Here is a 24,963-nt window from a genome sequence, read left to right on the forward strand (position 1 = left end):
GGAATCAGGCCTGGGCGGCCTTGAACTCCAGGCGGAACTTGTGCAGCAGCGGCTCGGTGTAGCCGTTGGGCTGGGTCAGGCCTTCGAACACCAGCGCGCAGGCGGCCTTGAACGCCAGCGAGCCGTCGAAGTTGCCCGCCATCGGCAGGTAGTGGGGATCGCCGGCGTTCTGGCCGTCCACCACCTTGGCCATGCGCTTGAAGGTCTCCATGACCTGGTCGCGATGGGTGACGCCGTGGCGCAGCCAGTTGGCGATGTGCTGGCTGGAGATGCGCAGCGTGGCGCGGTCTTCCATGAGGCCGACGTTGTGGATGTCCGGCACCTTGGAGCAACCCACGCCCTGGTCGATCCAGCGGACCACGTAGCCCAGGATGCCCTGCACGTTGTTGTCCAGTTCCTGCTGGATGTCGGCGGCGGACCACTTGGAGCGGTCGCCCACCGGCACCGTCAGCAGGCCGGCCAGCAGTTCGTCGCGCACGCTGTCGAGCTTGGTGCGTTCGAGTTCCTGCTGGACCGCCTGCACGTCCACCTGGTGGTAGTGCAGCGCGTGCAGCGTGGCGGCGGTGGGCGACGGCACCCAGGCGGTATTGGCGCCGGCCTTGGGGTGCGCGATCTTCTGTTCGAGCATGGCGGCCATCAGGTCGGGCATGGCCCACATGCCCTTGCCGATCTGCGCGCGGCCGCGCAGGCTGGCGTCCAGGCCGACCAGCACGTTGTTGCGCTCGTAGGCGGTGATCCAGGCGGTGGACTTCATGTCGCCCTTGCGCAGCATGGGGCCGGCTTCCATGCTGGAATGCATCTCGTCGCCGGTGCGATCGAGGAAGCCCGTGTTGATGAACGCCACGCGCGACGCCGCGGCCTGGATGCAGGCCTTCAGGTTGATGCTGGTGCGGCGCTCTTCATCCATGATGCCCATTTTCAGGGTGTTGCGCGGCAGGCCCAGCAGGTCTTCGACGCGATCGAACAGCTCGCTGGCGAACGCGGCCTCGACCGGGCCGTGCATCTTGGGCTTGACGATGTAGACCGAGCCGGTGCGCGAGTTGAGCTTGCGTTCGCGATCCTGCAGCGCTGCCAGGCTGGTCACCACGGCGTCCAGTATGCCCTCGGGGATCTCCTGGCCGTCGCGGTCCAGCACGGCCGGGTTGGTCATGAGGTGGCCGACGTTGCGCACGAACATCAGCGAGCGGCCATGCAGCGTCAGCGACGAGCCGTCCGGGCGCGTGTACTGGCGGTCCGCGTTGAGCTTGCGGGTGAAGGTCTTGCCGCCCTTGGTGACAGCCTCGGTCAGGTCGCCCTTCATCAGGCCGAGCCAGTTGCGGTAGATGTGGACCTTGTCTTCCGCGTCGACCGCGGCGACCGAGTCCTCGCAGTCCATGATGGTGGTCAGCGCGGCTTCGACCAGCACGTCCTTGACGCCGGCGGCATCGGTGGCGCCGATGCTGTGAGCGCGGTCGACCTGGATCTCGAAATGCAGGCCGTTGTTCTTGAGCAGGATGGCCGTGGGCGCGCCGGCCTCGCCCTGGTAGCCGGTGAACTGGGCCGGCGTCTTGAGCGTGGTGGCGCCGGTCGCCAGCGCGACCTTCAACTGGCCGTTCTCGACCGTATAGCCACGCGCGTCGGCGTGCGAGCCCTGCGCCAGCGGCGCCGCGGTGTCGAGGAACTGACGGGCGCGGGCGATCACGGCGCGGCCGCGTTCGGGGTTGTAGCCGGCGCCGCTGTCGCCCGGCGTGGCGGGAATGGCGTCGGTGCCGTAGAGCGCGTCGTACAGGCTGCCCCAGCGCGCGTTGGCCGCGTTCAGCGCATAGCGCGAGTTGGACATCGGCACGACCAGTTGCGGGCCGGCCTGTTGCGAGATTTCGGTATCGACGTGGTCGGTGGTCGCGCGCACCGAGGCGGGTTGCGGCAGCAGGTAGCCGATGCCTTCGAGGAACTGGCGGTAGGCCGCCGGATCGGCGATGGGGCCCGGATGGGCGCGATGCCAGGCGTCGAGTTCGGCCTGCAGGCGGTCGCGTTCGGCCAGCAGGGCGCGATTCTTGGGCGCCAGGTCATGCACCAGGGCCGCGAATCCCTTCCAGAACGCGTCGGCGTCCAGCCCGGAGCCGGGCAACGCTTCCTTTTCGATGAACTGGCTGAGATTGGCCGCCACTTGCAGGCCGTGGTGCTGGGTGCGTTGAGTCATGCGGATCTCTGACGGTAGTAGGTCTGGGCGGCGCGGGCGCCGGGCGAATCGGTCCTGACATCATCGTTCGCACCCGACCCAAAGTCCATATCAAAAACCGCTGGTCATACCAGTTTATTTGGCCGCGGTTCGGCAAACATCGTTTTTTTATGGTTCTATATCAGTAACTTACAAAGGCAGGGAGCGACGGGCCAAGGATGGCGGCGACATGGTCATACCACTGGTCCGGAGAACGCAATGCACGCGGAAACTGAAGCGAAACCCCGCCAGGTGGCGGACGAGGTGGCGGAGCGCATCGAGCGCCTGATCCTGGACGGCGTCCTGAAGGCGGGCCAGGCCTTGCCATCCGAACGGCGGCTGACGGAAAAGCTGGGCGTGTCGCGCACCGCGCTGCGCGAAGGGCTCAAGCTGCTGCGCGCGCGCGAGATCATCCATACCTCGCAGGGCAAGGGCTCGTTCGTAGCCCGCATTTCCAAGGTGGACGCCGGGCCGCTGATGCATCTGTTCAATTCGCAGCCGCGCACCCTGTATGACCTGCTGGAAGTGCGCTCGCTGCTGGAGGCGGATTCGGCGCGGCTGGCGGCGTTGCGCGGCACCGAGGCCGACTTCATCATGATCCGCCGCCGTTACGACGAGATGGTGAACACCCAGGCCGCGGACACCGCCACGCATGCGCACCTGGACCATGCCTTTCACCTGGCGATCTGCGAGGCTTCGCACAACCCGGTGCTGGTGCACACGCTGCAGTCGCTCAACGACCTGATGCTCGGTTCGGTGTTCGCCTGTGTGAACAACCTGTACCACCGCGAGCCCGAAAAGCGCCAGATCGACAAGCAGCACGCGCGGCTCTTCAATGCCGTGATCGGCCGCCAGCCGGAGCAGGCGCGCCGCGCCGCGGCCGACCACGTCGACAGCGTGCGGCAAAACCTGGCCGAGATCGAACAGGAAGAGCAGCGCCTGGTGCGGGCGACGCTGCGCCTGGAAGGGTGGACCTGAGCGCCACCGCGCGGACCAGGGCAGCGGGCGGGTCGACGACCAGCCCGCTGCGCGATGAGGCCGCGCCGCCGCCGCGCGTCGCCAGGCTCAGCGGTCTTCGGTCACGGCGCCGGCCAGGGCCAGCGGCTTGCCGGCATAGACGCGGCCAAAGCGGTTGGCCAGCAAGGCTTCCAGCGAGATCTGTTCCTGGCCGACGAAACCGCGCTGCGGCAGGCCCCCCTGGGCCACGAGATCCAGCGCCGCGCAGATGCCGGCCGCGGTCGACAGCTGGATGGCGCTGAGCCGGTGGCCGTCGACGTCGGCGCCGAACACGCGGATGGGATAGGACTCTTCTTCCAGCCGGCCGTGGCGGTGGCCCGAGGCCTGCGCCTGGATGACGATGACGTCCTGCTCGGTGGTGGGAATCGCGGTCTCGAAGATGTCCTTGAGCAGGTCGCGGCGATCGCGCAGGCGCAGATCGTTCAGCAGCAGCTTCATCAGGTTGCAGTGTCCGGGGTAGCGCACCGACTTGTAGTCCACGTTGCGGGCGCGTCCCAGCAGGGTCGCGGGCAACGTGCCCAGGCCGCCCGAGGTGTTGAAGGCCTCGTACTCGACCCCATCGAGCGCGAAGGTCTCGTAGCCTTCGAGCGCCGGCACGCTGGTCAGTTGGCCGTCGACGATGGCCTCGCACGGATTGCAGTATTCATTGATCAACCCTTCCGTGCTCCAGGTCAGGTTGTAGCGCAGGCTGTTGGACGGGTAGCGCGGCAGCGCGCCGACGCGCATGCGCAGGTCCAGCAAGGTGTCGAAGCGTCGCGCCAGCGCGTTGCCGACGATGCCGATGAAGCCCGGCGCCAGGCCGCATTGGGGCATCAGCACCGCGCGGGCGTCGCCGGCCAGTGCCTGGATGGCGTGGGTGCTGGCGACGTCTTCGGTCAGGTCGAAATAATGCACCCCCGCCTGCGTGCACAGCTGCGCGACCGCGATGGCGCGGTGGAACGGCAGGGCGTTGACGACCGCGTAGCGGCCCTCGATGCAGCGGGCCAGCGACGCGTCGTCGCTGATCTGGCGCGTCTCGCAACCCAGTTCCGCGACCACGCGCAGCCGCGCCGGATCCTGGTCGGCCACCAGGACCGAGTAGTCGCCGCTGCGCTCGAGCATCAGGGCGATGGCGAAACCGATTTTGCCGGCGCCCAGGAGGAGGATGGGCTTGGGGGAGGGGGACATGGTGCGGCTCCTGCATAGAGGGGGATGGGTTGGCCCCATCCTATGCGCGAGCGCTGTCGATTTGTAGATACCAAAGCGTCGTAACGGCTACAGGTAACGTCGTTATGACTTAATTGACGATCGAAACGTCAAAAAGAAAAGCCCCCCGGGTGAGGCCGGAGGGCTTTGGGGGCGATTGCCGGGGCCTGGTAGCCAGGCCGTGCAATCAGCTGCCCATGGGGGGGTAGTCCATGTTGCCGAAGGTGACCAGGCCTTCCGCCTTGGCTTGGGCCAGTTCGGTCTGGACCTGGCTGCGGCTCAGCGCGGTGGGGCTGGCGGCGTGGGCGACGGGCGGGTAGTCCATGTTGCCGAAGGTGACTTCACCGGCGTTCTTGGCCTGGGCCAGTTGTTCCTGCACTTGCTGCGCGGTCAGGCTCGACTTCGAGGCGATGGCGGCGGGGTAGCCTTCTTCGCCGAAGGTGTATTGGCCGGAAACCTTGGCTTGTTGCAGTTCGGCTTGAACCTGGGCGCGCGTCGGGCCTTGGTCGGCTTCAGCGGCTTGGGCGCCAGCGGCGGCCAGAACGGACATGGACAGCATCAAAGCGGTAGCAAGGGTTTTCATAGCAGACCTCCATATGTCTTGAGCTTGGGATCCGATCCTCTGGCCTGATTGCCGGGGGTCGCTTGCTGTGTCCCGATGAGATGCATTCTCGGCTCAAATAACCTTGGGATAAACCCTTATTACCTGAAAACATCTTTCCAAAATGAATACTAATCGCCTGGGAACTTACCGAATGGCACCATAGGTGGCGATATTTCCATTTGATGACGCAATAGGTAGTGGTCGGTGGCGTTGGCTGCGGACGAAAAGGGGCGGGTTGGCTCCGGCCGGCGGGGCAGGCAGAGCGGGTGTTCGCGAGCAAACCGCGCCTCGGCAGGCGAGCGGCGGGGCGATGACAGCGGGCGGTGCGGGGAGTCGTGCCGAGGAACGTGCCCCGCGGAGCCGTGGCTCCGGGGGCGGGTACGGCAAGGGAGGAGGGATCAGCGGTTCAGGTCGGCCAGTGCGGCGTCGTATTCGGCGCGGGCTTCGTCCAGCTTGCGCTGGGCCTTGTCGATCTTTTCCTGCTTGCCCTTGGCGCGGGCGGCCTTGAGCTCGTCTTCGCGCTCGGACACCTTGTTCTGCTTGTCGCGCACGTCGGCTTCACGCTGCGATTGCAGGCGGCTGTCGGTGCAGTTCGCCTTGGCCTCGGCCAGCGCCTTCTGCAGGCCTGCCACGCGGTGCGTGTTGTTGTTGGCGCGCGCGTAGGCGATTTCGTTCTCGAGCTGGCAGAACTTGGCGGCGCAACCGCGTTGCGCGGAGCAATCGGTGGTGGCCTGGGCGTGGGCGGGCAGGGCGCCCAACAGGGCGCCGGCCGAGGCCAGCGCCAGCAGGGTTTTGGTCAGTGCGGACATGCGGAGTCTCCGTAAAGCGTGTCGGAACGGCCATCATCTCCCAAGCATGGCGCGTCCGCAATGCGCCGGATCAGCCGATCAGGGTGCCCGCGAGCGCCGCCGCGACCAGGATCGCACCCAGCCAGAGGTTGGCGCGGAACAGCTTGAAATTGCGGTCCGGACGCTGGATGTCGAACACTTTCAGCTGCCACGCCAGGTGCAGGGCGATCGCCGCCATGCCGACGTAATAAGCCCACGACATGCCGATGGCATAGCCGCCCCAGGTCCACAGAATCACGGTGGCCAGGTAGAAGCCGCCGATCCACAGCTTGCCCTGGTCGCCGAAGCGCATGGCCGTGGAATGCAGGCCCAGGCTGCGGTCATCGCGTACATCGACGTAGGCGTAGATGCTGTCGTAACCCACCTGCCACAGCACCGCGCCGAACCACATCGCGATGGCGGCCAGGGGCACGTGGTTCTGCGTATCCGACCAGGCCATCAGCATGCCCCAGTTGAAGCAGATGCCCAGGACGACCTGCGGCCAGTAGGTGACGCGCTTGCACAGCGGATAGATGAAAACGAACGGCAGCACGGCCAGCGCGAGCCAGCGGCTCATGCCGTTCAAGAAGAAAAGAAGCGAGCCGCAGACCACCAATTGGCCAAATAAAAACCAGACCGCATTACGCATGCTGAGCTGCCCGCTGGTCAGCGGACGGAAGCGGGTGCGTTCGACGTGCTTGTCGAAGTCGCGGTCGCACATGTCGTTGACGGTGCAGCCGATGCCGCGCATCAGCAGCGCGCCCAGCGAGAACACCACCAGGCGTTGCAGGTCGGGCAGGCCGCCGGCGGCCTGGATCAGCGCGGCGATACAGGGCAGTAGCGTCAGCCAGGTGCCGATGGGGCGGTCGAGCCGGCACAGCCGGGCGTAGGGGCGCCACGATTTGGGCAGCCAACGTTCGACCCAGTCGGTGAAAACAATGTCGCTGAGGTCGACGGGAGAGGATTGCGGAGCGCTCACTGTCACGGCGAAAGAAAAGGGAGGAAAGCCGACAGCATAAAACAACGGCCGGGCATCGCGCCCGGCCGTGGACCGTCAAGCGTGGTCAGGACCCGGTTTTCAGGCCGTGTATTCCTTGAGCAGCTTGCCCAGGATGGCGATGCCGGTGCGGATCTTGTCTTCCGGCACGGTGGCGAAGCTCAGGCGCAGCGTGTTGGCGCGGCCGGCGCCGCTGTAGAACGGCGCGCCCGGCACGAACGCGACGTTCTGGGCGATGGCCTTTTCCAGCAGCTTGGTGCTGTCGATGTGCTCGGGCAGCGTCACCCAGATGAACATGCCGCCTTCGGGCTTGGTCCAGCTGATGGTGGCGGGGAATTCGCGGGCGATGGCTTCCAGCATGCAGCTGCCCTGGGCGCGGTAGATTTCGCGCACGTTGGGCAGGTGCTCTTCGAGGAAGCCGTCCTTGACGATTTCGTACACGGCCATCTGGGTCAGCGTGGGCGTGTGCAGATCGGTGGCTTGCTTGGCCTGCACCAGCTTGTTGATCAGCGGACGGGCGGCGGCGATGTAGCCCAGGCGCAGGCCGGGGGCCAGCACCTTGGAGAACGTGCCCAGGCGCACGACGTTGGCGCCGTATTCGGCGGCCAGGGCGATCAGGCCCGGTTGCGGTTCGCCGGCGTAGCGCAGTTCACCGTAGGGATCGTCCTCGATGATGGTCAGGCCCAGCTCGGCGGCGCGCTTGACCAGCGCGATGCGGCGTTCCAGGCTGAGGGTGCGGCCGGTGGGGTTCTGGAAGTTGGGCAGCGCGTACAGGAAGCGGGCGCCGGCGGCCAGTTCGGGGGTGATGGCTTCGGGGATCAGGCCGCCGTCATCGGTGGGCACCGGCACGTACTTGGGCTGGTACAGGCTGAACGATTGCAGCGCACCCAGGTAGCTGGGGTCTTCGACCAGCACCTTGCTGTCCTTGTCGACCAGCACCTTGCCCAGCAGGTCCAGCGCCTGCTGCGAGCCGGAGACGATCAGGACCTGATCGGCGGCGACATTGGCGCCGGCGCGGTTCAGGTCTTCGGCGACCCATTGGCGCAGCGGCGCGTAGCCTTCGGTGGGACCGTATTGCAGGGCGGCGCGGCCGTTGGTGGACAGTACCTTGTCGAATGCCGCACGCACCACTTCTACCGGGAAGCCGCCGGGCGCCGGCAGGCCGCCTGCGAACGAAATGACTTCGGGGCGCTCGGTGACCTTGAGGATCTCGCGGATGGCGGAGCTGGTGAGTTGCAGGGCGCGTTCGGAAAATGCGAACGTCGGTTCGAGAGGCTTGTCCATGGCTTGCTTCTTAATCAAGAAGGGGGGTGACGGGGTGATGACAACGGGGCGGTAAAGACGTTACTGCGTAAACTATTGTCCCACAGCGTAGCAAGGCGGCCCCTTTATCGCGGGCAACCCCTAAAATCACTTGCACCGATAATCGCCTGTACAGTTACATTTATACATATGTTTGAAGCCGCCCCGATCGCCGCCGACTCCAAGGCCGCGCTGTACGCCGAACTGGCCAAGCAGGCCCGCGCCCTGCTCGACGGCGAGCACGACCGCATCGCCAATGCCGCCAACCTGAGCGCGCTGGCCTACCAGGCGCTGCCCGACCTGAACTGGGTGGGGTTCTACCTGTTCGACGGCATCGAGCTGGTGCTGGGGCCGTTCCAGGGCAAGCCGGCCTGCGTGCGCATTCCGCTCAATCGCGGCGTGTGCGGCGCGGCCGCCAGCCAGCGCCAGACGCAACTGGTGCCGGACGTGCATGCGTTCCCCGGCCACATCGCCTGCGACGCGGCCTCGCGCTCCGAGATCGTGGTGCCGCTGGTGCACCAGGGCGAGTTGATCGGCGTGTGGGACGTGGACAGCCCGGTGCCGGACCGCTTCGACGAAGACGACCGCCAGGGCATGGAAGCGCTGTGCGCGATCTTCCTGGCCAGCCTGCGTTGACAGCGTGGCGGCGGCCCGGTAGATTTGCGCATCGGTCGCCCGCGGCCGGTTTCAACCCTTTATTCCATTCATGATTCCCCAGGCCATCTCGTCCGCTTTCCTGTTCCGCGCCCTTGGCGTGGCGACGGTTCGCGCCGGCCTGAAATCCAAAAAACAGCCGCTCATCTGACCGGAGCATGCTGTTCCGTCAGATGGGCGACGGAACAGCGGCCTCACGGCGGCGCCACGGCGCCTTCGCGCGCACCCCCAGTATCCCGAGCACTTCTGTACGGTCCAACCACGGTCCGCTTACACCGAAGGAGTGTTCATGCAAACTCAACAATCCCTGTTCCAAGGCGTCTGGATTCCCCTGGTGACGCCGTTTTCCGGCGGCGCCGTCGATGGCGGGGCCCTGCGCCGCCTGGTGCGCCATTTCGCGGCGGCGGGCGTCGACGGGCTGGTCGTGTGCGGCAGCACCGGCGAAGCCGCGGCGCTCGATGACGCCGAGCAGCTGGCGGTGCTGGATGCCGTGCTGAACGAGGCCGGCGCCATGCCGGTGGTGATGGGCCTGGCGGGCAATCACCAGGGCCACGTGCTGCAGCGCCTGGCCGCGTTCGGCACCCGCCCGCTGGCCGGCATCCTGGCGCCGGCGCCGTACTACGTGCGGCCCGGCCAGGACGGCGCCGCCGCCTATTTCCGCAGCCTGGCCGATGCCTCGCGCTTTCCCCTGGTGCTGTACGACATTCCGTACCGCACAGGAACGACGCTGGAAACCTCGACCCTGTTATCGCTGGCCGCGCATCCGAACATCGCCGCGATCAAGGATTGCGGCGGCTCGCTCGACAAGACCCTGGCGCTGATCGCCGACGGCAATATGAACGTGCTGGCGGGTGAGGACCTGCAATCGCTGTCGCTGCTGTGCCTGGGCGGCAGCGGCCTGATCGCGGCGGCCGCGCATATCCGCCCCGACCTGTTCGTGGCCATGTACCAGGCGGTGCGGGCGCAGCAGCTGGACCTGGCGCGCAAGCTGTTCCAGGCGCTGGCGCCGGTGATCCAGCTGGCCTTCGCCGAACCCAATCCGGGCCCGGTGAAGGCGCAACTGGGGCGCCAGGGCCTGCTCAGCGACGAGCTGCGCGAGCCCATGCCGGCGGCCAGCGCGGCCCTGGCGCGGCGCATGGACGCGGCGGTAGCGGGCCTGAACCGGCAGTTTCCCTGCCAATAGCGGGAAGTTGCGGGCGGGGTCAGCAGCTTTGTGGCGGCCGGATTCATTTTGTAATAAATGTCTCCCCGCGAGGCTGACGGATTGCTTATGATGCGGCCATTCTCCGGGGTGAAACAAAACCTTCATGGCCCAAGCTTTTGTCGCGTTGTCCGCCTGGCAGGTCATGCTGGCGGGCCTGCTGTTCTTCGGCGGCATCTACCTGCTCTTCGGCGCGGCCACCTGGCTGCTGACCCAGCACATCCTGCCGGCGCTGGGCATCGGCCGGCCGCTCGATCCGCGGCCGCTGGCGCCGGGCCAGTTGCGCCGTGAGTTCACGCAGTCGGGCGTGTCGATCCTGCTGTTCGGCACCGGCATGATCTTTCCCTGGGGCCTGCTGCAGCTGGGCTGGGCGCACCTGGATCCGGACGCCAGCTGGCAGAAGATCACGCTGGAGATCCTGGCGCTGGTGGCCTGGAACGACGTGCATTTCTGGATCAACCACCGGCTGCTGCACACCAAGCTGCTGCGCCGCTTCCACCTGCCGCACCACCGCTCGGTGGTGACCACGCCGTTCTCGACCTACAGCTTCCATCCGATCGAGGCGCTGATGCTGGGCAACGTGATCATGCTGCCGATGGTGGTGCATGATTTCAGCTTCTGGTCGCTGGCGTCGGTGCCGCTGTTCAGCCTGTTCTTCAACTGCATCGGCCACGCCAACTACGATTTCTTCCCGAACGTGTCGTATTCGCACTGGTTCGCCGCCAGCCGCCGGCATCACCTGCACCATGCCTGCTACAACGGCAATTTCGGCTTCCAGTTCACCTTCATGGACCGACTGTTCCGCACCCGGCTGAAGGCCGAGGCGGCGACGTCCCAGCTGGAGGCTTTCCGGCAGCGAGAATCGCTTGGCGGACGGGCTTAGCAAGCGGCGCCGGCTGCCCGCGCTGCGCAACCGGCGCGATTGGCAGAGCCTGGCCTACCTGGCCGCGCTGCCCGCCCTGGCGGCGTGGCAGTGGCTGCACGGCTTCTGGTGGCCGCTGTACGCGCTGATGCTGTTCCTGACGCTGGGCATCGGCGTGATCCACCACAACCACACGCACATCCGCATGTGGCATGGCCGCTGGAGCAACCGTGCCACCGACTTCTGGATCACGCTGCTGCAGGGGCATCCCACCTTCGTGTTCTATCCGGCGCACGTGGCCAACCATCACCGCTTCAAGCACGGCGCGCGCGACGTGGCGCGCACCTATCGCTTCGGCGGCGACACCAATCACCTGTGGGGCTACCTGATCCATCCGGTACAGGCCGTGTGGGTGCTGTATCCGCTGTTCTTCGCCTGGCTCGGGCGGCTGCGTCGGCACTGGCCGGGCGCGTGGCGCTACTGCATGTGCCAGTACGGCGCCTGGCTGGGGCTGTGGGGCGGCCTGCTGGCGATCAATCCGGTCAAGGCGCTGGTGTTCGTCATCATTCCGCAACTGCATGGCCTGCACTGGCTGCTGGCCACCAACTACCTGCAGCACGCGCACGCCGATGGCGGGCCGCGCGCCGTGGCGGGCCTGAACTATGCCCGCAATTTCGAAGGACTGGTCAATCCGCTGCTGTTCAACATCGGCCTGCATACCGCGCACCACGAGAGCCCGCGCGCGCACTGGTCCGAACTGACCCGGTTGCACCGCGACCACTACCGGGCCCGCGTGACGCCCGCGCTGAACGAAGGCGGCCTGACGCCGTACATGTTCCGCGTGTTCGTGCTGGGCACCTTCCTGCCGCGCTTTCGCAGCCGTTCCTGTATGGCGCCCGAGCACGTGCGCTAGCGCCGCAACCCCATACCTGCCACTAGAGACCCGCCATGCCTATCGCGTTCAATCGTGTCTACCTGGAAAGCGCCGGCTATTTCATGCCGGGCGAACCCGTGTCCAACGAGGCCATGGACAGCTACATCGCGCCGCTGAACCGCATGTCCAGCCGCATCAAGAGCCGCATCCTGGCCGAGAACGGCATCAAGCAGCGCTACTACGCGATCGATGCCGAGGGTGCCACCGTCTTCACCAATGCGCAGCTGGCGGCCAACGCCATCCGCGATTGCCTGCGGCGCAACGATGGCGACCTCGCGGACGTGTCGCTGCTGACCAGCGGCTCGTCGGGCGGCGACGCGCTGATGCCGGGCTTCGCCAACATGATCCAGGGCGAGCTGGCCGCGCATCCGATGGAGACGCTGTCGGTGCACGGCATCTGTGCCGCGGGCGTGTCGGCGATCCAGGTGGCGGCGCAGGGCGTCGAGATGGGCGGCCACGCCAGCGCGCTGGCGGTGGCGGCGGAACTGCCGTCGCGCCTGTTCAAGCGCTCGCGCTTCGCCGCGCGCGGCTACGACGCCGACTTCGACGCGCATTTCCTGCGCTGGATGCTGTCCGATGGCGCCGGCGCGCTGTTGCTGGGACGCGGCGGCCGGCCGCTGCCGGGCGCGTCCCAGGGCGTGCGCCTGCGCCTGAAGTGGGTGCACCAGCGTTCGTTCTCGGGCGACTATCCGGTCTGCATGCAGCTGGGCCTGTCGGCCGACCGCCAGAAGGGCCACCTGGACTACCCGTCGTGGAACGAGGCCGAGGCCGATGGCGCGCTGTCGCTGCGCCAGGACATCCGCCTGCTGCCGCACCTGTTCGACATCGGCATCCACGAGTACGCCAAGCTGGTGCGCGACGGCTGGCTGGATCCGGACCAGGTGGATCACTTCCTGTGCCACTACTCGTCCGAGAAATTCATTCCGGTGGTCGAGGACCTGATGGAGAAGGCCGGCCTGGTGATCCCGCGCGAGCGCTGGTTCAGCAACCTGGCCTGGCGCGGCAACACCGGCGCGGCGTCGATCCTCATCATGCTGGCCGAGTTCCTGGAAACGCGCGAGATCAAGCCGGGCGAGCAGATCTTCTGCTACATCCCCGAGTCGGGCCGCTTCATGGCGGCCTACATGCTGCTGGAAGCCGAGGCGGCGCACGACGCCGCGCCGTCGGTCGCCGTCGGCGCCACGCCGGCCGTGGCCGGGCGCGAGGACGCGCACAGCGCCGATGCCGACGCCATCGCGCCGCCGCACGATCCGGACATGGCGCCGCAGGGCCTGGGCCAGCTGCTGACCGAACTGGCGGCGATCTGGCACGACTACCGCTCGCGCGTCTGGCGCACGCCGGTGGTGCGGCGCCTGCGCAACCGCCGCTTCGAGACCGCCGATTACCTGAACTGGATGGAGAACTGGATCCCGCAGGTGCGCGAGGGCAGCAAGTGGATGCGCGAAGGCGCGGCCTCGCTGACCGAGCAGTACCAGCCGCTGGCCGCGCTGATCGACATGCACGCCGGCGAGGAGCAGAACGACTTCCAGATCCTGTTCCAGGACTACCGCACGGCCGGCGGCGCCATCGACAACATCGACGCGCTGCGCCGCAACCCCGGCGGCGAGGCGCTCAACGCCTATCTGCACAGCCTGGCCGCCACGCGCGACCCGATCGGGCTGCTGGGCGCCATCTACATCATCGAGGGCACCGGCCAGCGCATCGTGCCGGCCCTGCTGCCGTTGCTCAAGGCCAGCCTGAAGCTGCCGCCGGACGCCTTCCGCTTCCTGGAATACCATGGCCACAACGACGAGAACCACCTGGCGCGCTGGCTGACCGCGGTGGAACTGGCGCTGGACTGCGACGAGGACGGCCGCGCCGAGCAGCGCATCGTCGACACCGCGCGCCGCACCGCCGCGCTGTACCTGATGCAGTTTCATCACGTGATGGAGGATGACGCCGCATGAACAAGGAACCCGAATTCCTTGCCAAGGGGCACGATCCCGCCGATCCGAGCCCGTGGCTGGCGCTGTACCTGGACCGCAGCACGCCGCTGCCGGACAAGGTCAAGAAGGCCTGGCTGACCGATTCGAGCTGCGGCTCGCGCCAGTACCTGCTGCCGTTCCTGCGGCCGCTGGCGCGCGCCTTCATCATCCTGATCCAGGTCATCAAGACCTTCCTGCCGCGCCGCTGGTCGCATTCGCGGCTGCTGCATCGCATCCTGGCGTGGGGCCTGAAGCGCTTCGTGTCGCCCGAGGCCAACTGGCTGATCCTGCGGCATTTCCACCTGGGCGCGCAGATCCTGGCGTTCATCGCGGCCAATTCGCCGGTGCGCGTGGCCACCACGCCGCTCGAGCCGATGGAGATCGACGATCTCAAGGACGAACTGTTCGTCAAGCACGACCTGAATCTGTTCAACTTCGTGATCCGGCTGAACCAGGCGCTGCGCGATGCCGGCGTGGAGATGCACGCGCCCGAGCGCGTCGACTTCTCGATGATCCGCGATCCGGGCCTCAAGCTCGAGGACATGCCGCAGGGCAAGCTGAATTTCCTCGACCTGCAGAGCGCCATCGAACTGTTCACGCCGCTGTACCAGCTGATGCTGACCGACAACGACTTCTGGCGCGCGGCCAATTCGCTGCAGCTGGACGAGACCATCGGCATCTACGCGGCCAAGCTGCTGGGCGCGCCGCAGCACCTGATCCTGGTCAACAACAGCCATCCGCTGGTGCCGATGTCGACGCTGCGCGCCGGCTACCGCCTGGTGCTGCACGGCCTGTCGACCGAGATGCTGCACAGCCTGCTGATGGAGATGCGCGACGCGCAGCAGGGCGGCGAGCCGCCCGCGCCGATCGCCTGAAAAACGGGCGGATCCTGGTGTTGTCCCTGTAGGGCGAGGCGAGGTCGCTACGCTATAGTGCGACCCTTGTCCGCCGATTCGGGACCGCGTGCGCGTGGCCCGGATTCCCATTCCGGAAGCGCTTTCGATGCCTCAGCCCATAGAAGTCATCGCCACACTCCTGTTCGTCGTGGCGGTGCTGCACACCTTTTCCGTTCCCATGTTCGCCCGCCTGGCCCATCGCGGCGGGCCGCATGCCGGTTTCTGGCACCTGCTGGCCGAGGTCGAGGCGGTGTTCGGGGTGTGGGCGTTCGCCCTGATCGTGGCGATGGCGGCGCTGTCGGGGCCGTCCGCGGCCATCGGCTACATGGACACGCGCAACTTCACCGAGCCGCTGTTCGTGTTCACCATCATGGTGGTGGCGGCCAGCCGGCCGATCCTGGAGCTGGTGGGGCTGCTGGTGCGCGGCACGGCGCGCGTGCTGCCTCTGCCACGGGAACTGGCGACCTTCTTCGTGGTGATGTCGCTGGTGCCGCTGGGCGGCTCGTTCATCACCGAACCGGCGGCCATGACGCTGGCGGCCATCCTGCTGCGCGATGCCTATTTCCGCACCAGCGGACGCGCCGGCTTCAAATACCTGACGCTTGGCGTGCTGTTCGTCAACGTTTCCATCGGCGGGGTGCTGACCTCGTACGCGGCGCCGCCGGTGCTGATGGTGGCGTCCACCTTCGGCTGGGATTCGGCCTTCATGGCGCAGCATTTCGGCTGGCGCGCGGCGGTCGCGGTGTGCCTGAATGCCGGCCTGCTGACCTTCATCTGCCGCAAGGCGCTGCTGGAGCGCTCGGTGGGCACGGGCGGCGGGGTCGACGCGCCCGAAGGCAAGGACAACCGGCCGCCGGTGCCGGCGCTGGTGATGCTGATCCACCTGGTGTTCCTGGTGGCGGTGGTGCTGAGCGCCCACCATCCGGCGATCTTCCTGGGCCTGCTGATGATGTTCATCGGTTTTGCCGAGGCCTACAAGCGCCACCAGAACCGCCTGCTCATCAAGGAGGGGTTGATGGTGGGCTTCTTCTTGGCCGGCCTGGTGGTGCTGGGCGGCCTGCAGAAGTGGTGGCTGCAGGACCTGCTGGGCGGGCTGGAGCCGTTCGTGCTGTTCTGGGGCGCGACCGCCCTGACGGCGATCACCGACAATGCCGCGCTGACCTACCTGGGGTCGCTGGTGGAAGGCACCAGCGAGGCCTGGCGCTACATGCTGGTGGCGGGCGCGGTGACGGGGGGCGGCCTGACGGTGATCGCCAACGCGCCGAATCCGGCCGGTTTCGCCATCCTGAAAAATCATTTCCCGGACGGCAGCATCTCGTCCGGACGGCTGTTTTTGTCCGCCCTGGGGCCGACGCTGGTGGCTGCCCTGATGTTCCTGCTGCCCGTCTGACCGAGCGGGGCGCGCACCCTCGGCGGAGCCCCTGGGCGCCCCGTCGCGGGGGTGCCGCCGGCCTTTCACGAAAAACCGCTAAAATTCAAGACTTTCCCGTATTTTTCCGGCCGTGCCCGGCCGTTGTCCGGTCCAAGCCAGTTCCGGCCCCGGGGCCTCCTGTTGGAGGACCCTCGCGCCCCTGGTTTCGCGCAGTGTCCGGCCGACGGTCATAGATATACCGGGCCCGCGCCTGGGAGCCCTCGATGCCCATCTACGCTTACAAGTGCAGCGCCTGTGGCCATGCCAAAGACGTTCTGCAGAAGATTTCCGACGCGCCGCTTTCGGTTTGCCCCGAATGCGGCCAGAGCACGTTTTCCAAGCAAGTGACCGCGGCTGGCTTCCAGCTCAAGGGCTCGGGCTGGTACGTCACCGATTTCCGTGGCAATGGCAGCGGCGGCCAGCAGGCCACCGGCGCCAGCGCCCCGTCGGCGCCCGCTGAAGGCGCCGCGCCGGCCGCCAGCGCACCGGCTCCGGCCGCTGCCCCCGCGCCCGCCGCGGGACCGGCCACCACTTCCTGAGCACGCGCGCGATGCGAATGCGCGTCATCAAAAAGTACTTCATCACCGGCCTGCTGATCTGGGTTCCCCTGGTCATCACGGTGTGGGTGCTGGGTTTGCTGGTCGCCACCCTTGAAGGGTTCGTGCCTGGCTTCCTGTCGTCCGAATCGCTGTTCGGCGTCGACATTCCCGGCTTCCGCTTCGTCCTGGTCATCGTGGTGGTGCTGTTGACGGGCATCTTCGCGGCCAACCTGATCGGCCGTACCATGGTGGACCAGTGGGAAAACCTGCTGGGCCGCATTCCCCTGGTGCGTTCGATCTACAACTCGGTCAAGCAGGTCAGCGATACCGTGCTGGCCCCGAACGGCCAGGCGTTCCGCCGCGCGGTGCTGGTGCAGTATCCGCGCGCCGGCAGCTGGACCATCGCATTCGTCACCGGCACGCCCAGCGGTGAAGTGGCCGAGCGCTTGCCCGGGGACCACATCAGCGTGTACGTGCCGACCACGCCGAATCCCACGTCCGGCTTTTTCCTGATGGTGCCCCGTGCCGACACGGTGGACCTGCAGATGAGCGTGGACGCGGCCTTGAAGTACATCGTTTCCATGGGCGTCGTCGCCCCGGGTCCGGCCATGCCGGGCGCCCGGCCGGCGCCGCCCGCTCCGACGCCGGACGCGCAGCGCGCGCCGGGCGTCGACCTGTAACCCTTTACGCTACTACCAAGCACACAACGGAGTTATCCCGATGCGTACCTGCTACACCGGCCAGGTTTGCCGCGACCATCTCGGCCAGACCGTCACCCTGTATGGCTGGGTGAACCGCCGCCGCGACCACGGCGGGGTCATCTTCATCGACTTGCGCGACCGCGCGGGCCTGGCGCAGATCGTGTTCGATCCGGATAACGCCGCCTTCGCCACCGCCGAGCGCCTGCGCAACGAATTCTGCATCCGCGTCACCGGCCTGGTGCGCGAGCGTCCGGCGGGCACCGCCAACGCCGAGCTGGCCTCGGGCGAAATCGAAGTGCTGTGCAAGGAAGTCGAGATCCTGAACGCGTCGGTCACGCCGCCGTTCCAGCTGGACGACGACAACCTGTCGGAAACCACCCGCCTGACGCACCGCGTGCTGGACCTGCGCCGTCCGCAGATGCAGCGCAACCTGATGCTGCGCTACCGCGTCTCGATCGAGACCCGCAAGTTCCTGGACCAGCTGGGCTTCATCGACATCGAGACCCCGATGCTGGCCAAGAGCACGCCCGAAGGCGCGCGCGACTACCTGGTGCCCTCGCGCGTCAACGCCGGCCACTTCTTCGCGCTGCCGCAATCGCCGCAGCTGTTCAAGCAGATGCTGATGGTGTCGGGCTTCGACCGCTACTACCAGATCACCAAGTGCTTCCGCGACGAAGACCTGCGCGCCGACCGCCAGCCTGAGTTCACCCAGATCGACTGCGAAACCTCGTTCCTGAACGAGTTCGAGATCCGCGAGATCTTCGAGAACATGATCCGCCACGTGTTCAAGGTGGTGCAGGGCGTCGACCTGGCCGCGCCGTTCCCCATCATGACCTGGACCGAAGCGATGCGTCGCTACGGCTCGGACAAGCCCGACCTGCGCGTGCAGCTCGAGTTCACCGACATCACCGACGTCATGCGCGACGTGGACTTCAAGGTGTTCGCCGCCGCCGCCACGGCGCCCGGCAGCCGCGTGGTCGCCCTGCGCGTGCCCGGTGGCGCCGAGATGTCGCGCAGCGAGATCGACGCCTACACCCAGTTCGTCGGCATCTACGGCGCCAAGGGCCTGGCCTACATCAAGGTCAACGAAGTGGCCAAGGGCCGCGACGGCCTGCAATCGCCCATCGTCAAGAACCTGCATGACGCCGCCCTGGCCGAACTGGTCAAGCGTACCGGCGCGCAAGACGGCGACATCATCTTCTTCGGCGCCGACCGCGAGAAGGTCGTCAACGACGCCATCGGCGCGCTGCGCGTGAAGATCGGCCACAGCGAATTCGGCAAGAAGACCGGCCTGTTCACCGCCGGCTGGCAGCCGCTGTGGGTGGTCGACTTCCCGATGTTCGAATACGACGAGGAAGACGGCCGCTACACCGCCGCCCACCATCCGTTCACCAGCCCCAAGGACGGCCACGAGGACTTCCTCGAGACCGATCCCAGCAAGGCGTTCGCCAAGGCCTACGACATGGTCCTGAACGGCTGGGAAATCGGCGGCGGTTCGGTCCGTATCCACCGCGAGGAAGTGCAGAGCAAGGTGTTCCGCGCGCTCAAGATCGGCGCCGAGGAAGCCCGCGAGAAGTTCGGCTACCTGCTGGACGCGCTGCAATACGGCGCGCCTCCGCACGGCGGCATCGCCTTCGGCCTGGACCGCATCGTCACGATGATGACCGGCGCCGAATCGATCCGCGACGTGATCGCCTTCCCGAAGACCCAGCGCGCCCAGGATCTGCTGACCCAGGCGCCGTCGGAAGTCGACGAGAAGCAACTGCGCGAGCTGCACATCCGCCTGCGCAACGCGGAAGCGAAGTAGGCCCACCCCCGAGCGCCTGCGGCGCTCCCCCTCAAGGGGGCGCCGCGCGGGACCGGCGGAGCCGGATCCCGGCGGCCTGGCTAGGGATGGTGTCTCGGGCTTGTGGCTTGGGCTTTCTGGCGCCCCGCCCGGCGTGGACACTCTCGTTTCAGGGTGTCTCCGAGGTGGGAAGGGGGCATGGAATTGGAGTAATCTGGCAGACGCCGCCTGGGTTGGCGGCGCTTGCCGGGGCTCCTTTTTTTGTGGGCCGCGGCGGGCGGTTTCACTGTCTTGAGAGGCGCCATCTCTTCCATGTCGCTCATCCGTGTCGTCAGCTACAACATCCACAAGGGCCGCTCGGCGCTGGGCCGCCGCGACTCCCTGAATGAACTGCGCCTGGGCCTGTATGGCCTGCGCCCCGACCTGGTCTTCCTGCAGGAAGTGCAGGGCCGCAACGAGCAGAAATCGCTGCTCGACGCCCAGCACGAATCGCTGGCCGCCGCGCTCAAGCTGGACGTGGCCTATGGCCGCAACGCGATCCGCCACGAGACCGACCACGGCAACGCCCTGTTGTCGCGCTTTCCCATTCTTGACCACGAAAACCAGGACATCTCCGACCACCGGCTGGAGCAGCGCGGCCTGCTGCACGCGACCATCGAGCTCGACGGCCGGTCGGTGCATTGCTTCGTGGTGCACCTGGGCCTGTTCGCCGGCAGCCGCAGCCGCCAGATCCTGGCGCTGACCGAGCGCATCCGGCGCATGGTGCCCGACGGCGAGCCGATCCTGATCGCCGGCGATTTCAATGATTGGGGCGACCGGCTGGCGCCGTTGTTCGTGCAGCAGCTGGGCCTGTACGAGGTGTTCTCGCATGCGCCGCGCAGCCATGGCGGCGAGTTGCCGCGGCTGCGCGATTCGGTCAAGCGTCTGAGCAACGCGCTGCGCGGCCTGCCCAACAGCGGCGTGTCGGTGCTGGAGCGCAACAACCAGCTCGGCATGGACGGCAGCTCGCGCCTGTTGCTGCCGCCGCCGCGCACCTTCCCGGCCGTGTTCCCCTGGTTCCGCCTGGACCGCATCTACCAGCGCGGCTTCGCCGTGCGCAGCGCGCGCGTGCTGCGCGGCCGCGAATGGGCGCGGCTGTCCGATCATTCCCCCTTGCTGGCCGAGCTGGAACTCCCGTGAAGGCCGAGCAGGTCAGGCTGGAGTGGACCGACGGCAACGATATCCGGCTGCTGCAGAACGGCACCGACTTTTTCCCGGCGCTGTGCCAGGCGATCGACGCGGCGCAGTCCAGCGTCCACCTGGAAACCTACATCTTCATGCTGGACCGCACCGGCCTGAAGGTGCTGGACTGCCTGATGGCGGCGGCCGCGCGCGGCGTCAAGGTGCGCGTGGTGCTCGATGGCTTCGGCGCGGCCGAGACGGTGGACACCCTGCGTGAGCGCCTGACCGGCGCGGGCGCGCAATGCCGCGTCTTCCGCCCGGAACCGCGCTGGTTCGCCCGGTTCATTCCCTCGCGCAGCCGCCTGCGGCGGCTGCACCGCAAGGTCACCATCGTCGATGGCAGCGTCGCCTTCATCGGCGGCATCAACATCATCGACGACTACGACGACCTCGATCCCACCGATGGCATCTCGGCGCCGCGCTTCGATTTCGCGGTGCAGGTGCGCGGCCCCTTGGTGACCGAGGCGGCCTACGCCCAGGACCTGCTGTGGGTCCGCCTGAACTGGGCGCGCCTGCGGCGCCATCCGCGCGACTGGAACCGCATGCGGCTGACCAAGCCCAGCCACGCGCACGTCGCGCCCTGTGGCGACCTGCGCGCCGCGCTGGTGCTGCGCGACAACCTGCGTTTCCGCCAGACCTTCGAACGCGCCTATCTCTACGGCATCACCCAGGCGCGGCGCGACATCCTCATCGCCAACGCCTATTTCTTCCCCGGCCGTCAGTTCCGCCGCGCCCTGGCCAAGGCCGCCGCGCGCGGCGTGCGGGTCCGGCTGCTGCTGCAGGGCAAGGTCGAATACCGCATGCAGTACCACGCCACGCGCTCACTGTACGACCAGCTGCTGCGTGACGGCATCGAGATCTACGAGTACATGCCGAGCTATCTGCACGCCAAGGTGGCGGTGATCGACAACGTCGCCACGGTGGGTTCGTCCAACCTGGACCCCTTCAGCCTGCTGCTGGCGCGCGAAGCCAACGTGGTGGTGGACGACCAGCCGTTCGCCTGGGACCTGCAGGAGCGGCTGGAGGCGGCCATCCAGGCGGGCGGGCGTTTCATCCGGCCGCTGGACTACCAGCGGCGCGGCTGGGTGCGGCGCTGGGTGGACGCGGCGTCCTATACCTTGCTGCGGATCGGGGTGGCGCTGACGGGGACGTCGGACAAGTATTGATCCGGCGGCCGCGGCGGTAAACTGCCGGATTGGAAGGCGGCAGCCTTCACTCGGGCACTACGCAATGAGCATTCTCGTCACCGGCGGCGCCGGATTCATCGGTTCCAACTTTGTGCTGGATTGGCTGGCGCAGGGGGACGAGCCCGTGATCAATCTGGACAAGCTGACCTATGCCGGCAATCGGCACAACCTGGACGGGTTGAAGGACGACGCGCGCCATGAATTCGTGGTGGGCGATGTCGGCGACATCGCGTTGGTGACCCGCTTGCTGCAAACGCATCAGCCGCGCGCGATCCTGCATTTCGCGGCGGAATCGCACGTGGACCGCTCCATCGCGGGGGCAGGCGATTTCATCCAGAGCAACATCTGCGGCACCCATGGCCTGCTGGAGGCGGCGCGCGCGTATTGGGCGGGCCTGGCCGGTCCGGCGCGCGACGATTTCCGCTTCCTGCATGTCTCGACCGACGAGGTCTACGGCTCGCTCTCGCCCGACGCCCCGGCCTTCACCGAGTCCAGCCCCTACCGGCCCAACAATCCCTATTCCGCCAGCAAGGCGGCCAGCGATCACCTGGTGCGGGCCTGCGGCCAGACCCATGGCCTGCCGGTGCTGACGACGCATTGCTCCAACAATTTCGGGCCGCGGCAGTTTCCTGAAAAATTGATTCCCCTGGTGCTGCACAACGCGCTCGCCGGCAAGCCGTTGCCGGTGTACGGCGATGGCCTGCACGTGCGTGATTGGCTCTATGTGGCGGATCATTGCCGTGGCCTGTGCAAGGTGCTGGCGCACGGGCGTCCGGGCGAGACCTACAACCTGGGGGGCGACAACGAGCGCACCAATCTCGAGGTGGTGCTGTCGGTCTGCGCGTTGCTGGACCAGGCGCGTCCACGCGCCGATGGCGCGTCGTACAAGACGCAGATCAAGATGGTGGCGGACCGTGCCGGCCATGATCGCCGCTACGCCATTGACAGCGCACGGGTGCGGCAGGAACTGGGCTGGCGCCCCGTCGAGACCTTTCAATCCGGGCTCGAGAAAACCCTGCATTGGTATCTGGACAATCCGCAGTGGGTTGCCGAGATCGTGGCGCGCGCCCATCGGCGGGGGGATGCGCTGCCATGAGTGCGTCCGCACCGCGCAAGGGCATCATCCTCGCCGGCGGCTCCGGAACGCGGCTGCATCCGGCCACGCTGGCCATCAGCAAGCAGCTGATGCCCGTGTACGACAAGCCGATGATCTATTACCCGCTCAGCACTCTGATGCTGGCGGGCATACGCGACATCCTGGTGATCGCCACGCCCGATGACGCGCCGCGTTTTGCCCACCTGCTGGGCGATGGCAGCCAGTGGGGCCTGAATCTGCGGTATGCGGTGCAGCCGTCGCCCGACGGATTGGCGCAGGCCTTCCTGATCGGCGCCGACTTCATCGGCGATGCGCCGTGCGCCCTGGTGCTGGGCGACAACCTTTTCTACGGCCATGACCTGCCGCAGCTGCTGGCGCGGGCCGATGCGCGCCGGCAAGGCGCCACCGTGTTTGCCTATCACGTGCAGGATCCGCAGCGCTATGGCGTGGTGCAGTTCGATGACCGCGGCCAGGCATTGCGCATCGAAGAGAAGCCGGCGGCGCCACAGTCCAGCTATGCCGTGACCGGCCTGTACTTCTATGACAACCAGGTGGTGGAACTGGCGCGCGGCATCCGCCCGTCGGCTCGCAACGAACTGGAAATCACCGACCTGAACCAGGCGTATCTCGATCAGGGCCGGCTGCAGGTCGAGATCATGGGGCGGGGCCACGCCTGGCTCGACACCGGCACCCACGACAGCCTGCTCGAGGCCAGCCAGTTCATCGCCACGCTGGAGCGCCGCCAGGGCCTCAAGGTGGCCTGTCCCGAGGAGATCGCCTTCCGCAAGCAGTGGATCGACGCCGCGCAGCTGGAAGCGCTGGCCCGTCCGCTGCAGAAAAGCGGCTATGGCGACTATTTGATGCGCCTGCTCAAGCGGCTGCCGTTCTGATGATCATCACCCCCCTGTCCCTGCCCGACGTGCTGCTGATCGAACCCGACATCCACCGGGACGCGCGCGGCTGTTTCTTCGAGACCTATCGCCAGTCGGAACTGGATGCGGCGGTGGGGCGGGAGCTGCGCTTCGTCCAGGACAATCAGTCGGAGTCGCATCGCCACGTGCTGCGTGGCTTGCACTATCAGACCGTGGACCCGCAGGGCAAGTTGCTGCGCGTGACCGAGGGCGAGATCTATGACGTCGCGGTGGACGTGCGCCACGGTTCGCCGACGTTCGGGCAGTGGGTCGCCCAGCGCCTGTCCAGCGACAACCGGCTGCAGCTCTGGATACCGGAAGGTTTCGCGCATGGCTTCCTGGCGCTGTCCGAGCGTGCCGTCGTGTCGTACAAGGCGACGGCCTACTACCAGCCGGCGCATCAGCAATGCCTGCGGTGGGACGATCCCGACCTGGCGGTGCCCTGGCCGCTGGCGGCGGCCGTGCCGATGATGTCGGCCAATGACCAGCACGGCCAGCCCCTGGCGCGCACCGCCGGCGTGCGGATCGGCTAGGAGGCGCCATGCCCCGGGCGGGTCCGGGGCGGCGGAATCAGCGGCCCTCGGCGGGCGTGGCGCGTGGCTTTCCGCCGACCAGGCCAAGCGCCAGCGCCGTTCCCACCAGGATGATGCCAGCGCCGGCCAGGATGGAGGCGGTGATGGCCTCGTCCAGGAACCACGCGCCCCAGACCACCCCGAAGACCGGTACCAGGAACGTGACGCTGACCGCCCCGGTCGGGCCGACGTTGGCGATCAGCCGGAAGAAGATGATGTACGCCGCGCCGGTGCAGACCACCGCCAGCAGGATGGTGGCGCCCCACGCCTGGGCCGACACCGGCGCCTGCGGCCAGGTGGCCAGCGCCAGCGGCAGCAGCACCAGGCTGGCGGCGAGCATGCTGCCGGTGGCGTTGGACAAGGCGTCCACGCCGGTCAGGAAACGCTTGGTCCAGTTGGCCGCGATGCCGTAGAAGACCGGGGCCGACACCGCCGCCAGCACGGCGGGCCCGGTGCCGCCGGCCTGGAAGTCGAGCTTGTCCCAGACCAGCACCACGATGCCCGCCAGCCCGATCGCGAGGCCCAGCGAGCGCGACCAGGGCAGCTTGTCCTTGAGCCACAGCCAGCCGACCACCGCGCCCCAGACGGGCGTCACCGCATTGGCGACCGACAGGAATCCGGCGCCCAGCGATTGCGCGGCATACGCGTACAGCAGGAACGGCAGTGCGGCGTTCAGGACGCCCACCACCAGGATCGCCTTCCAGTGCCTGCCGATGATGGGCAGCTTGCCGCGCCACAGCGCGGCCGGCAGCAGGAACAGCGCGGCCAGGCCGACGCGCAGCTCGATCAGCGCGACCGGCCCGAATTCGCCCACCGCCAGGCGCATGAACAGGAAGGAACCGCCCCAGACGGCGGCCAGGAGCAGAAGGTCCAGCAAATCGCGACGACGCATGATAGGT

At 67.3% G+C, this 24,963-nt stretch carries 23 protein-coding genes; 16 read left to right on the top strand and 7 right to left on the bottom strand.

Annotated features, from left to right (window positions below):
• Window positions 1-4: 4 nt before the first annotated feature.
• Entirely contained in the window at window positions 5-2,179 is a 2,175-nt protein-coding gene (locus tag AC1HFW_RS21875; RefSeq protein ID WP_479285200.1) for a malate synthase G, read from the bottom strand.
• A gap of 237 nt (window positions 2,180-2,416) precedes the next feature.
• Here AC1HFW_RS21875 and glcC point away from each other — a divergent pair, with 237 nt between their 5' ends.
• Window positions 2,417-3,175, top strand: coding sequence for a transcriptional regulator GlcC (glcC, locus tag AC1HFW_RS21880; protein WP_479285201.1), 759 nt, complete (start codon window positions 2,417-2,419; stop codon window positions 3,173-3,175).
• A gap of 87 nt (window positions 3,176-3,262) precedes the next feature.
• Here the strand turns inward: glcC and AC1HFW_RS21885 are convergent, their stop codons facing one another.
• From AC1HFW_RS21885 to AC1HFW_RS21905, 5 genes are all read right to left on the bottom strand, one after another.
• Window positions 3,263-4,381 (bottom strand): saccharopine dehydrogenase family protein, encoded by a 1,119-nt coding sequence (locus AC1HFW_RS21885; protein WP_479285202.1) that lies wholly within the window; start codon window positions 4,379-4,381, stop codon window positions 3,263-3,265.
• 205 nt (window positions 4,382-4,586) lie between these two features.
• Window positions 4,587-4,982, bottom strand: coding sequence for a DUF4148 domain-containing protein (locus AC1HFW_RS21890; RefSeq protein WP_081105113.1), 396 nt, complete (start codon window positions 4,980-4,982; stop codon window positions 4,587-4,589).
• A 419-nt stretch (window positions 4,983-5,401) separates the two neighbouring features.
• Window positions 5,402-5,812 (bottom strand): DUF1090 domain-containing protein, encoded by a 411-nt coding sequence (locus AC1HFW_RS21895; protein ID WP_006391998.1) that lies wholly within the window; start codon window positions 5,810-5,812, stop codon window positions 5,402-5,404.
• 70 nt (window positions 5,813-5,882) lie between these two features.
• Window positions 5,883-6,809 (bottom strand): 4-hydroxybenzoate octaprenyltransferase, encoded by a 927-nt coding sequence (gene ubiA, locus AC1HFW_RS21900; protein ID WP_006391997.1) that lies wholly within the window; start codon window positions 6,807-6,809, stop codon window positions 5,883-5,885.
• 99 nt (window positions 6,810-6,908) lie between these two features.
• Window positions 6,909-8,111: an aminotransferase-like domain-containing protein gene (locus tag AC1HFW_RS21905; RefSeq protein WP_006391996.1), complete on the bottom strand. Its 1,203-nt coding sequence runs from the start codon at window positions 8,109-8,111 to the stop codon at window positions 6,909-6,911.
• 168 nt (window positions 8,112-8,279) lie between these two features.
• Here AC1HFW_RS21905 and AC1HFW_RS21910 point away from each other — a divergent pair, with 168 nt between their 5' ends.
• The 15 genes from AC1HFW_RS21910 to rfbC all read left to right on the top strand — a co-directional run bounded on the left by AC1HFW_RS21910 (window position 8,280) and on the right by rfbC (window position 24,025).
• Window positions 8,280-8,765: a GAF domain-containing protein gene (locus AC1HFW_RS21910; protein ID WP_479285203.1), complete on the top strand. Its 486-nt coding sequence runs from the start codon at window positions 8,280-8,282 to the stop codon at window positions 8,763-8,765.
• A gap of 307 nt (window positions 8,766-9,072) precedes the next feature.
• Window positions 9,073-9,966: a 4-hydroxy-tetrahydrodipicolinate synthase gene (gene dapA, locus AC1HFW_RS21915; RefSeq protein WP_479285204.1), complete on the top strand. Its 894-nt coding sequence runs from the start codon at window positions 9,073-9,075 to the stop codon at window positions 9,964-9,966.
• 124 nt (window positions 9,967-10,090) lie between these two features.
• A complete protein-coding gene (locus AC1HFW_RS21920; protein WP_006391993.1) occupies window positions 10,091-10,867 on the top strand; it encodes a sterol desaturase family protein in 777 nt (258 codons plus the stop codon).
• Window positions 10,851-11,759, top strand: a complete 909-nt coding sequence (locus AC1HFW_RS21925; RefSeq protein WP_006391992.1) for a fatty acid desaturase — start codon at window positions 10,851-10,853, stop codon at window positions 11,757-11,759. Before AC1HFW_RS21920 ends, AC1HFW_RS21925 begins: the two co-directional genes overlap by 17 nt.
• A 35-nt stretch (window positions 11,760-11,794) precedes the next feature.
• Entirely contained in the window at window positions 11,795-13,726 is a 1,932-nt protein-coding gene (locus tag AC1HFW_RS21930) for a StlD/DarB family beta-ketosynthase (RefSeq protein WP_061072945.1), read from the top strand.
• On the top strand, window positions 13,723-14,619 hold the full coding sequence (locus AC1HFW_RS21935; RefSeq protein ID WP_116520426.1) for a DUF6999 family protein: 897 nt from the start codon (window positions 13,723-13,725) through the stop codon (window positions 14,617-14,619). The genes AC1HFW_RS21930 and AC1HFW_RS21935 overlap by 4 nt, the downstream gene beginning before the upstream one ends.
• Window positions 14,620-14,746: 127 nt before the next feature.
• Window positions 14,747-16,030, top strand: coding sequence for a putative Na+/H+ antiporter (locus tag AC1HFW_RS21940; RefSeq protein ID WP_006391989.1), 1,284 nt, complete (start codon window positions 14,747-14,749; stop codon window positions 16,028-16,030).
• A gap of 245 nt (window positions 16,031-16,275) precedes the next feature.
• Window positions 16,276-16,590, top strand: a complete 315-nt coding sequence (locus AC1HFW_RS21945; protein ID WP_006391988.1) for an FmdB family zinc ribbon protein — start codon at window positions 16,276-16,278, stop codon at window positions 16,588-16,590.
• Window positions 16,591-16,607: 17 nt separating this feature from the next.
• A complete protein-coding gene (locus AC1HFW_RS21950; protein WP_006391987.1) occupies window positions 16,608-17,270 on the top strand; it encodes a DUF502 domain-containing protein in 663 nt (220 codons plus the stop codon).
• A 40-nt stretch (window positions 17,271-17,310) separates the two neighbouring features.
• On the top strand, window positions 17,311-19,098 hold the full coding sequence (aspS, locus tag AC1HFW_RS21955) for an aspartate--tRNA ligase (protein WP_061072946.1): 1,788 nt from the start codon (window positions 17,311-17,313) through the stop codon (window positions 19,096-19,098).
• 291 nt (window positions 19,099-19,389) lie between these two features.
• The gene (locus AC1HFW_RS21960; RefSeq protein ID WP_006391985.1) at window positions 19,390-20,256 is read left to right on the top strand and encodes an endonuclease/exonuclease/phosphatase family protein; all 867 of its coding nucleotides are present in this window, start codon (window positions 19,390-19,392) and stop codon (window positions 20,254-20,256) included.
• Window positions 20,253-21,464 (top strand): cardiolipin synthase ClsB, encoded by a 1,212-nt coding sequence (gene clsB / locus AC1HFW_RS21965; protein WP_006391984.1) that lies wholly within the window; start codon window positions 20,253-20,255, stop codon window positions 21,462-21,464. Before AC1HFW_RS21960 ends, clsB begins: the two co-directional genes overlap by 4 nt.
• Before the next feature lie 64 nt (window positions 21,465-21,528).
• On the top strand, window positions 21,529-22,581 hold the full coding sequence (gene rfbB, locus AC1HFW_RS21970) for a dTDP-glucose 4,6-dehydratase (protein WP_479285205.1): 1,053 nt from the start codon (window positions 21,529-21,531) through the stop codon (window positions 22,579-22,581).
• Entirely contained in the window at window positions 22,578-23,471 is an 894-nt protein-coding gene (gene rfbA / locus AC1HFW_RS21975) for a glucose-1-phosphate thymidylyltransferase RfbA (protein WP_479285206.1), read from the top strand. Before rfbB ends, rfbA begins: the two co-directional genes overlap by 4 nt.
• Window positions 23,471-24,025: a dTDP-4-dehydrorhamnose 3,5-epimerase gene (gene rfbC / locus AC1HFW_RS21980; protein ID WP_479285207.1), complete on the top strand. Its 555-nt coding sequence runs from the start codon at window positions 23,471-23,473 to the stop codon at window positions 24,023-24,025. The genes rfbA and rfbC overlap by 1 nt, the downstream gene beginning before the upstream one ends.
• 37 nt (window positions 24,026-24,062) lie before the next feature.
• Here the strand turns inward: rfbC and AC1HFW_RS21985 are convergent, their stop codons facing one another.
• Window positions 24,063-24,956: a DMT family transporter gene (locus AC1HFW_RS21985; protein ID WP_479285208.1), complete on the bottom strand. Its 894-nt coding sequence runs from the start codon at window positions 24,954-24,956 to the stop codon at window positions 24,063-24,065.
• Window positions 24,957-24,963: the final 7 nt, after the last annotated feature.

This window comes from Achromobacter sp. ISS7, from assembly GCF_056523125.1.

What these genes read in the sequence shown, in the direction of transcription:
- AC1HFW_RS21875 (WP_479285200.1), bottom strand. Translation starts at nt 2,179, where the DNA reads ATGACTCAACGCACCCAGCACCACGGCCTGCAAGTGGCGGCCAATCTC.
- glcC (WP_479285201.1), top strand. Translation starts at nt 2,417, where the DNA reads ATGCACGCGGAAACTGAAGCGAAACCCCGCCAGGTGGCGGACGAGGTG.
- AC1HFW_RS21885 (WP_479285202.1), bottom strand. Translation starts at nt 4,381, where the DNA reads ATGTCCCCCTCCCCCAAGCCCATCCTCCTCCTGGGCGCCGGCAAAATC.
- AC1HFW_RS21890 (WP_081105113.1), bottom strand. Translation starts at nt 4,982, where the DNA reads ATGAAAACCCTTGCTACCGCTTTGATGCTGTCCATGTCCGTTCTGGCC.
- AC1HFW_RS21895 (WP_006391998.1), bottom strand. Translation starts at nt 5,812, where the DNA reads ATGTCCGCACTGACCAAAACCCTGCTGGCGCTGGCCTCGGCCGGCGCC.
- AC1HFW_RS21905 (WP_006391996.1), bottom strand. Translation starts at nt 8,111, where the DNA reads ATGGACAAGCCTCTCGAACCGACGTTCGCATTTTCCGAACGCGCCCTG.
- AC1HFW_RS21910 (WP_479285203.1), top strand. Translation starts at nt 8,280, where the DNA reads ATGTTTGAAGCCGCCCCGATCGCCGCCGACTCCAAGGCCGCGCTGTAC.
- dapA (WP_479285204.1), top strand. Translation starts at nt 9,073, where the DNA reads ATGCAAACTCAACAATCCCTGTTCCAAGGCGTCTGGATTCCCCTGGTG.
- AC1HFW_RS21920 (WP_006391993.1), top strand. Translation starts at nt 10,091, where the DNA reads ATGGCCCAAGCTTTTGTCGCGTTGTCCGCCTGGCAGGTCATGCTGGCG.
- AC1HFW_RS21930 (WP_061072945.1), top strand. Translation starts at nt 11,795, where the DNA reads ATGCCTATCGCGTTCAATCGTGTCTACCTGGAAAGCGCCGGCTATTTC.
- AC1HFW_RS21935 (WP_116520426.1), top strand. Translation starts at nt 13,723, where the DNA reads ATGAACAAGGAACCCGAATTCCTTGCCAAGGGGCACGATCCCGCCGAT.
- AC1HFW_RS21940 (WP_006391989.1), top strand. Translation starts at nt 14,747, where the DNA reads ATGCCTCAGCCCATAGAAGTCATCGCCACACTCCTGTTCGTCGTGGCG.
- AC1HFW_RS21945 (WP_006391988.1), top strand. Translation starts at nt 16,276, where the DNA reads ATGCCCATCTACGCTTACAAGTGCAGCGCCTGTGGCCATGCCAAAGAC.
- AC1HFW_RS21950 (WP_006391987.1), top strand. Translation starts at nt 16,608, where the DNA reads ATGCGCGTCATCAAAAAGTACTTCATCACCGGCCTGCTGATCTGGGTT.
- aspS (WP_061072946.1), top strand. Translation starts at nt 17,311, where the DNA reads ATGCGTACCTGCTACACCGGCCAGGTTTGCCGCGACCATCTCGGCCAG.
- AC1HFW_RS21960 (WP_006391985.1), top strand. Translation starts at nt 19,390, where the DNA reads ATGTCGCTCATCCGTGTCGTCAGCTACAACATCCACAAGGGCCGCTCG.
- rfbB (WP_479285205.1), top strand. Translation starts at nt 21,529, where the DNA reads ATGAGCATTCTCGTCACCGGCGGCGCCGGATTCATCGGTTCCAACTTT.
- rfbA (WP_479285206.1), top strand. Translation starts at nt 22,578, where the DNA reads ATGAGTGCGTCCGCACCGCGCAAGGGCATCATCCTCGCCGGCGGCTCC.
- rfbC (WP_479285207.1), top strand. Translation starts at nt 23,471, where the DNA reads ATGATCATCACCCCCCTGTCCCTGCCCGACGTGCTGCTGATCGAACCC.
- AC1HFW_RS21985 (WP_479285208.1), bottom strand. Translation starts at nt 24,956, where the DNA reads ATGCGTCGTCGCGATTTGCTGGACCTTCTGCTCCTGGCCGCCGTCTGG.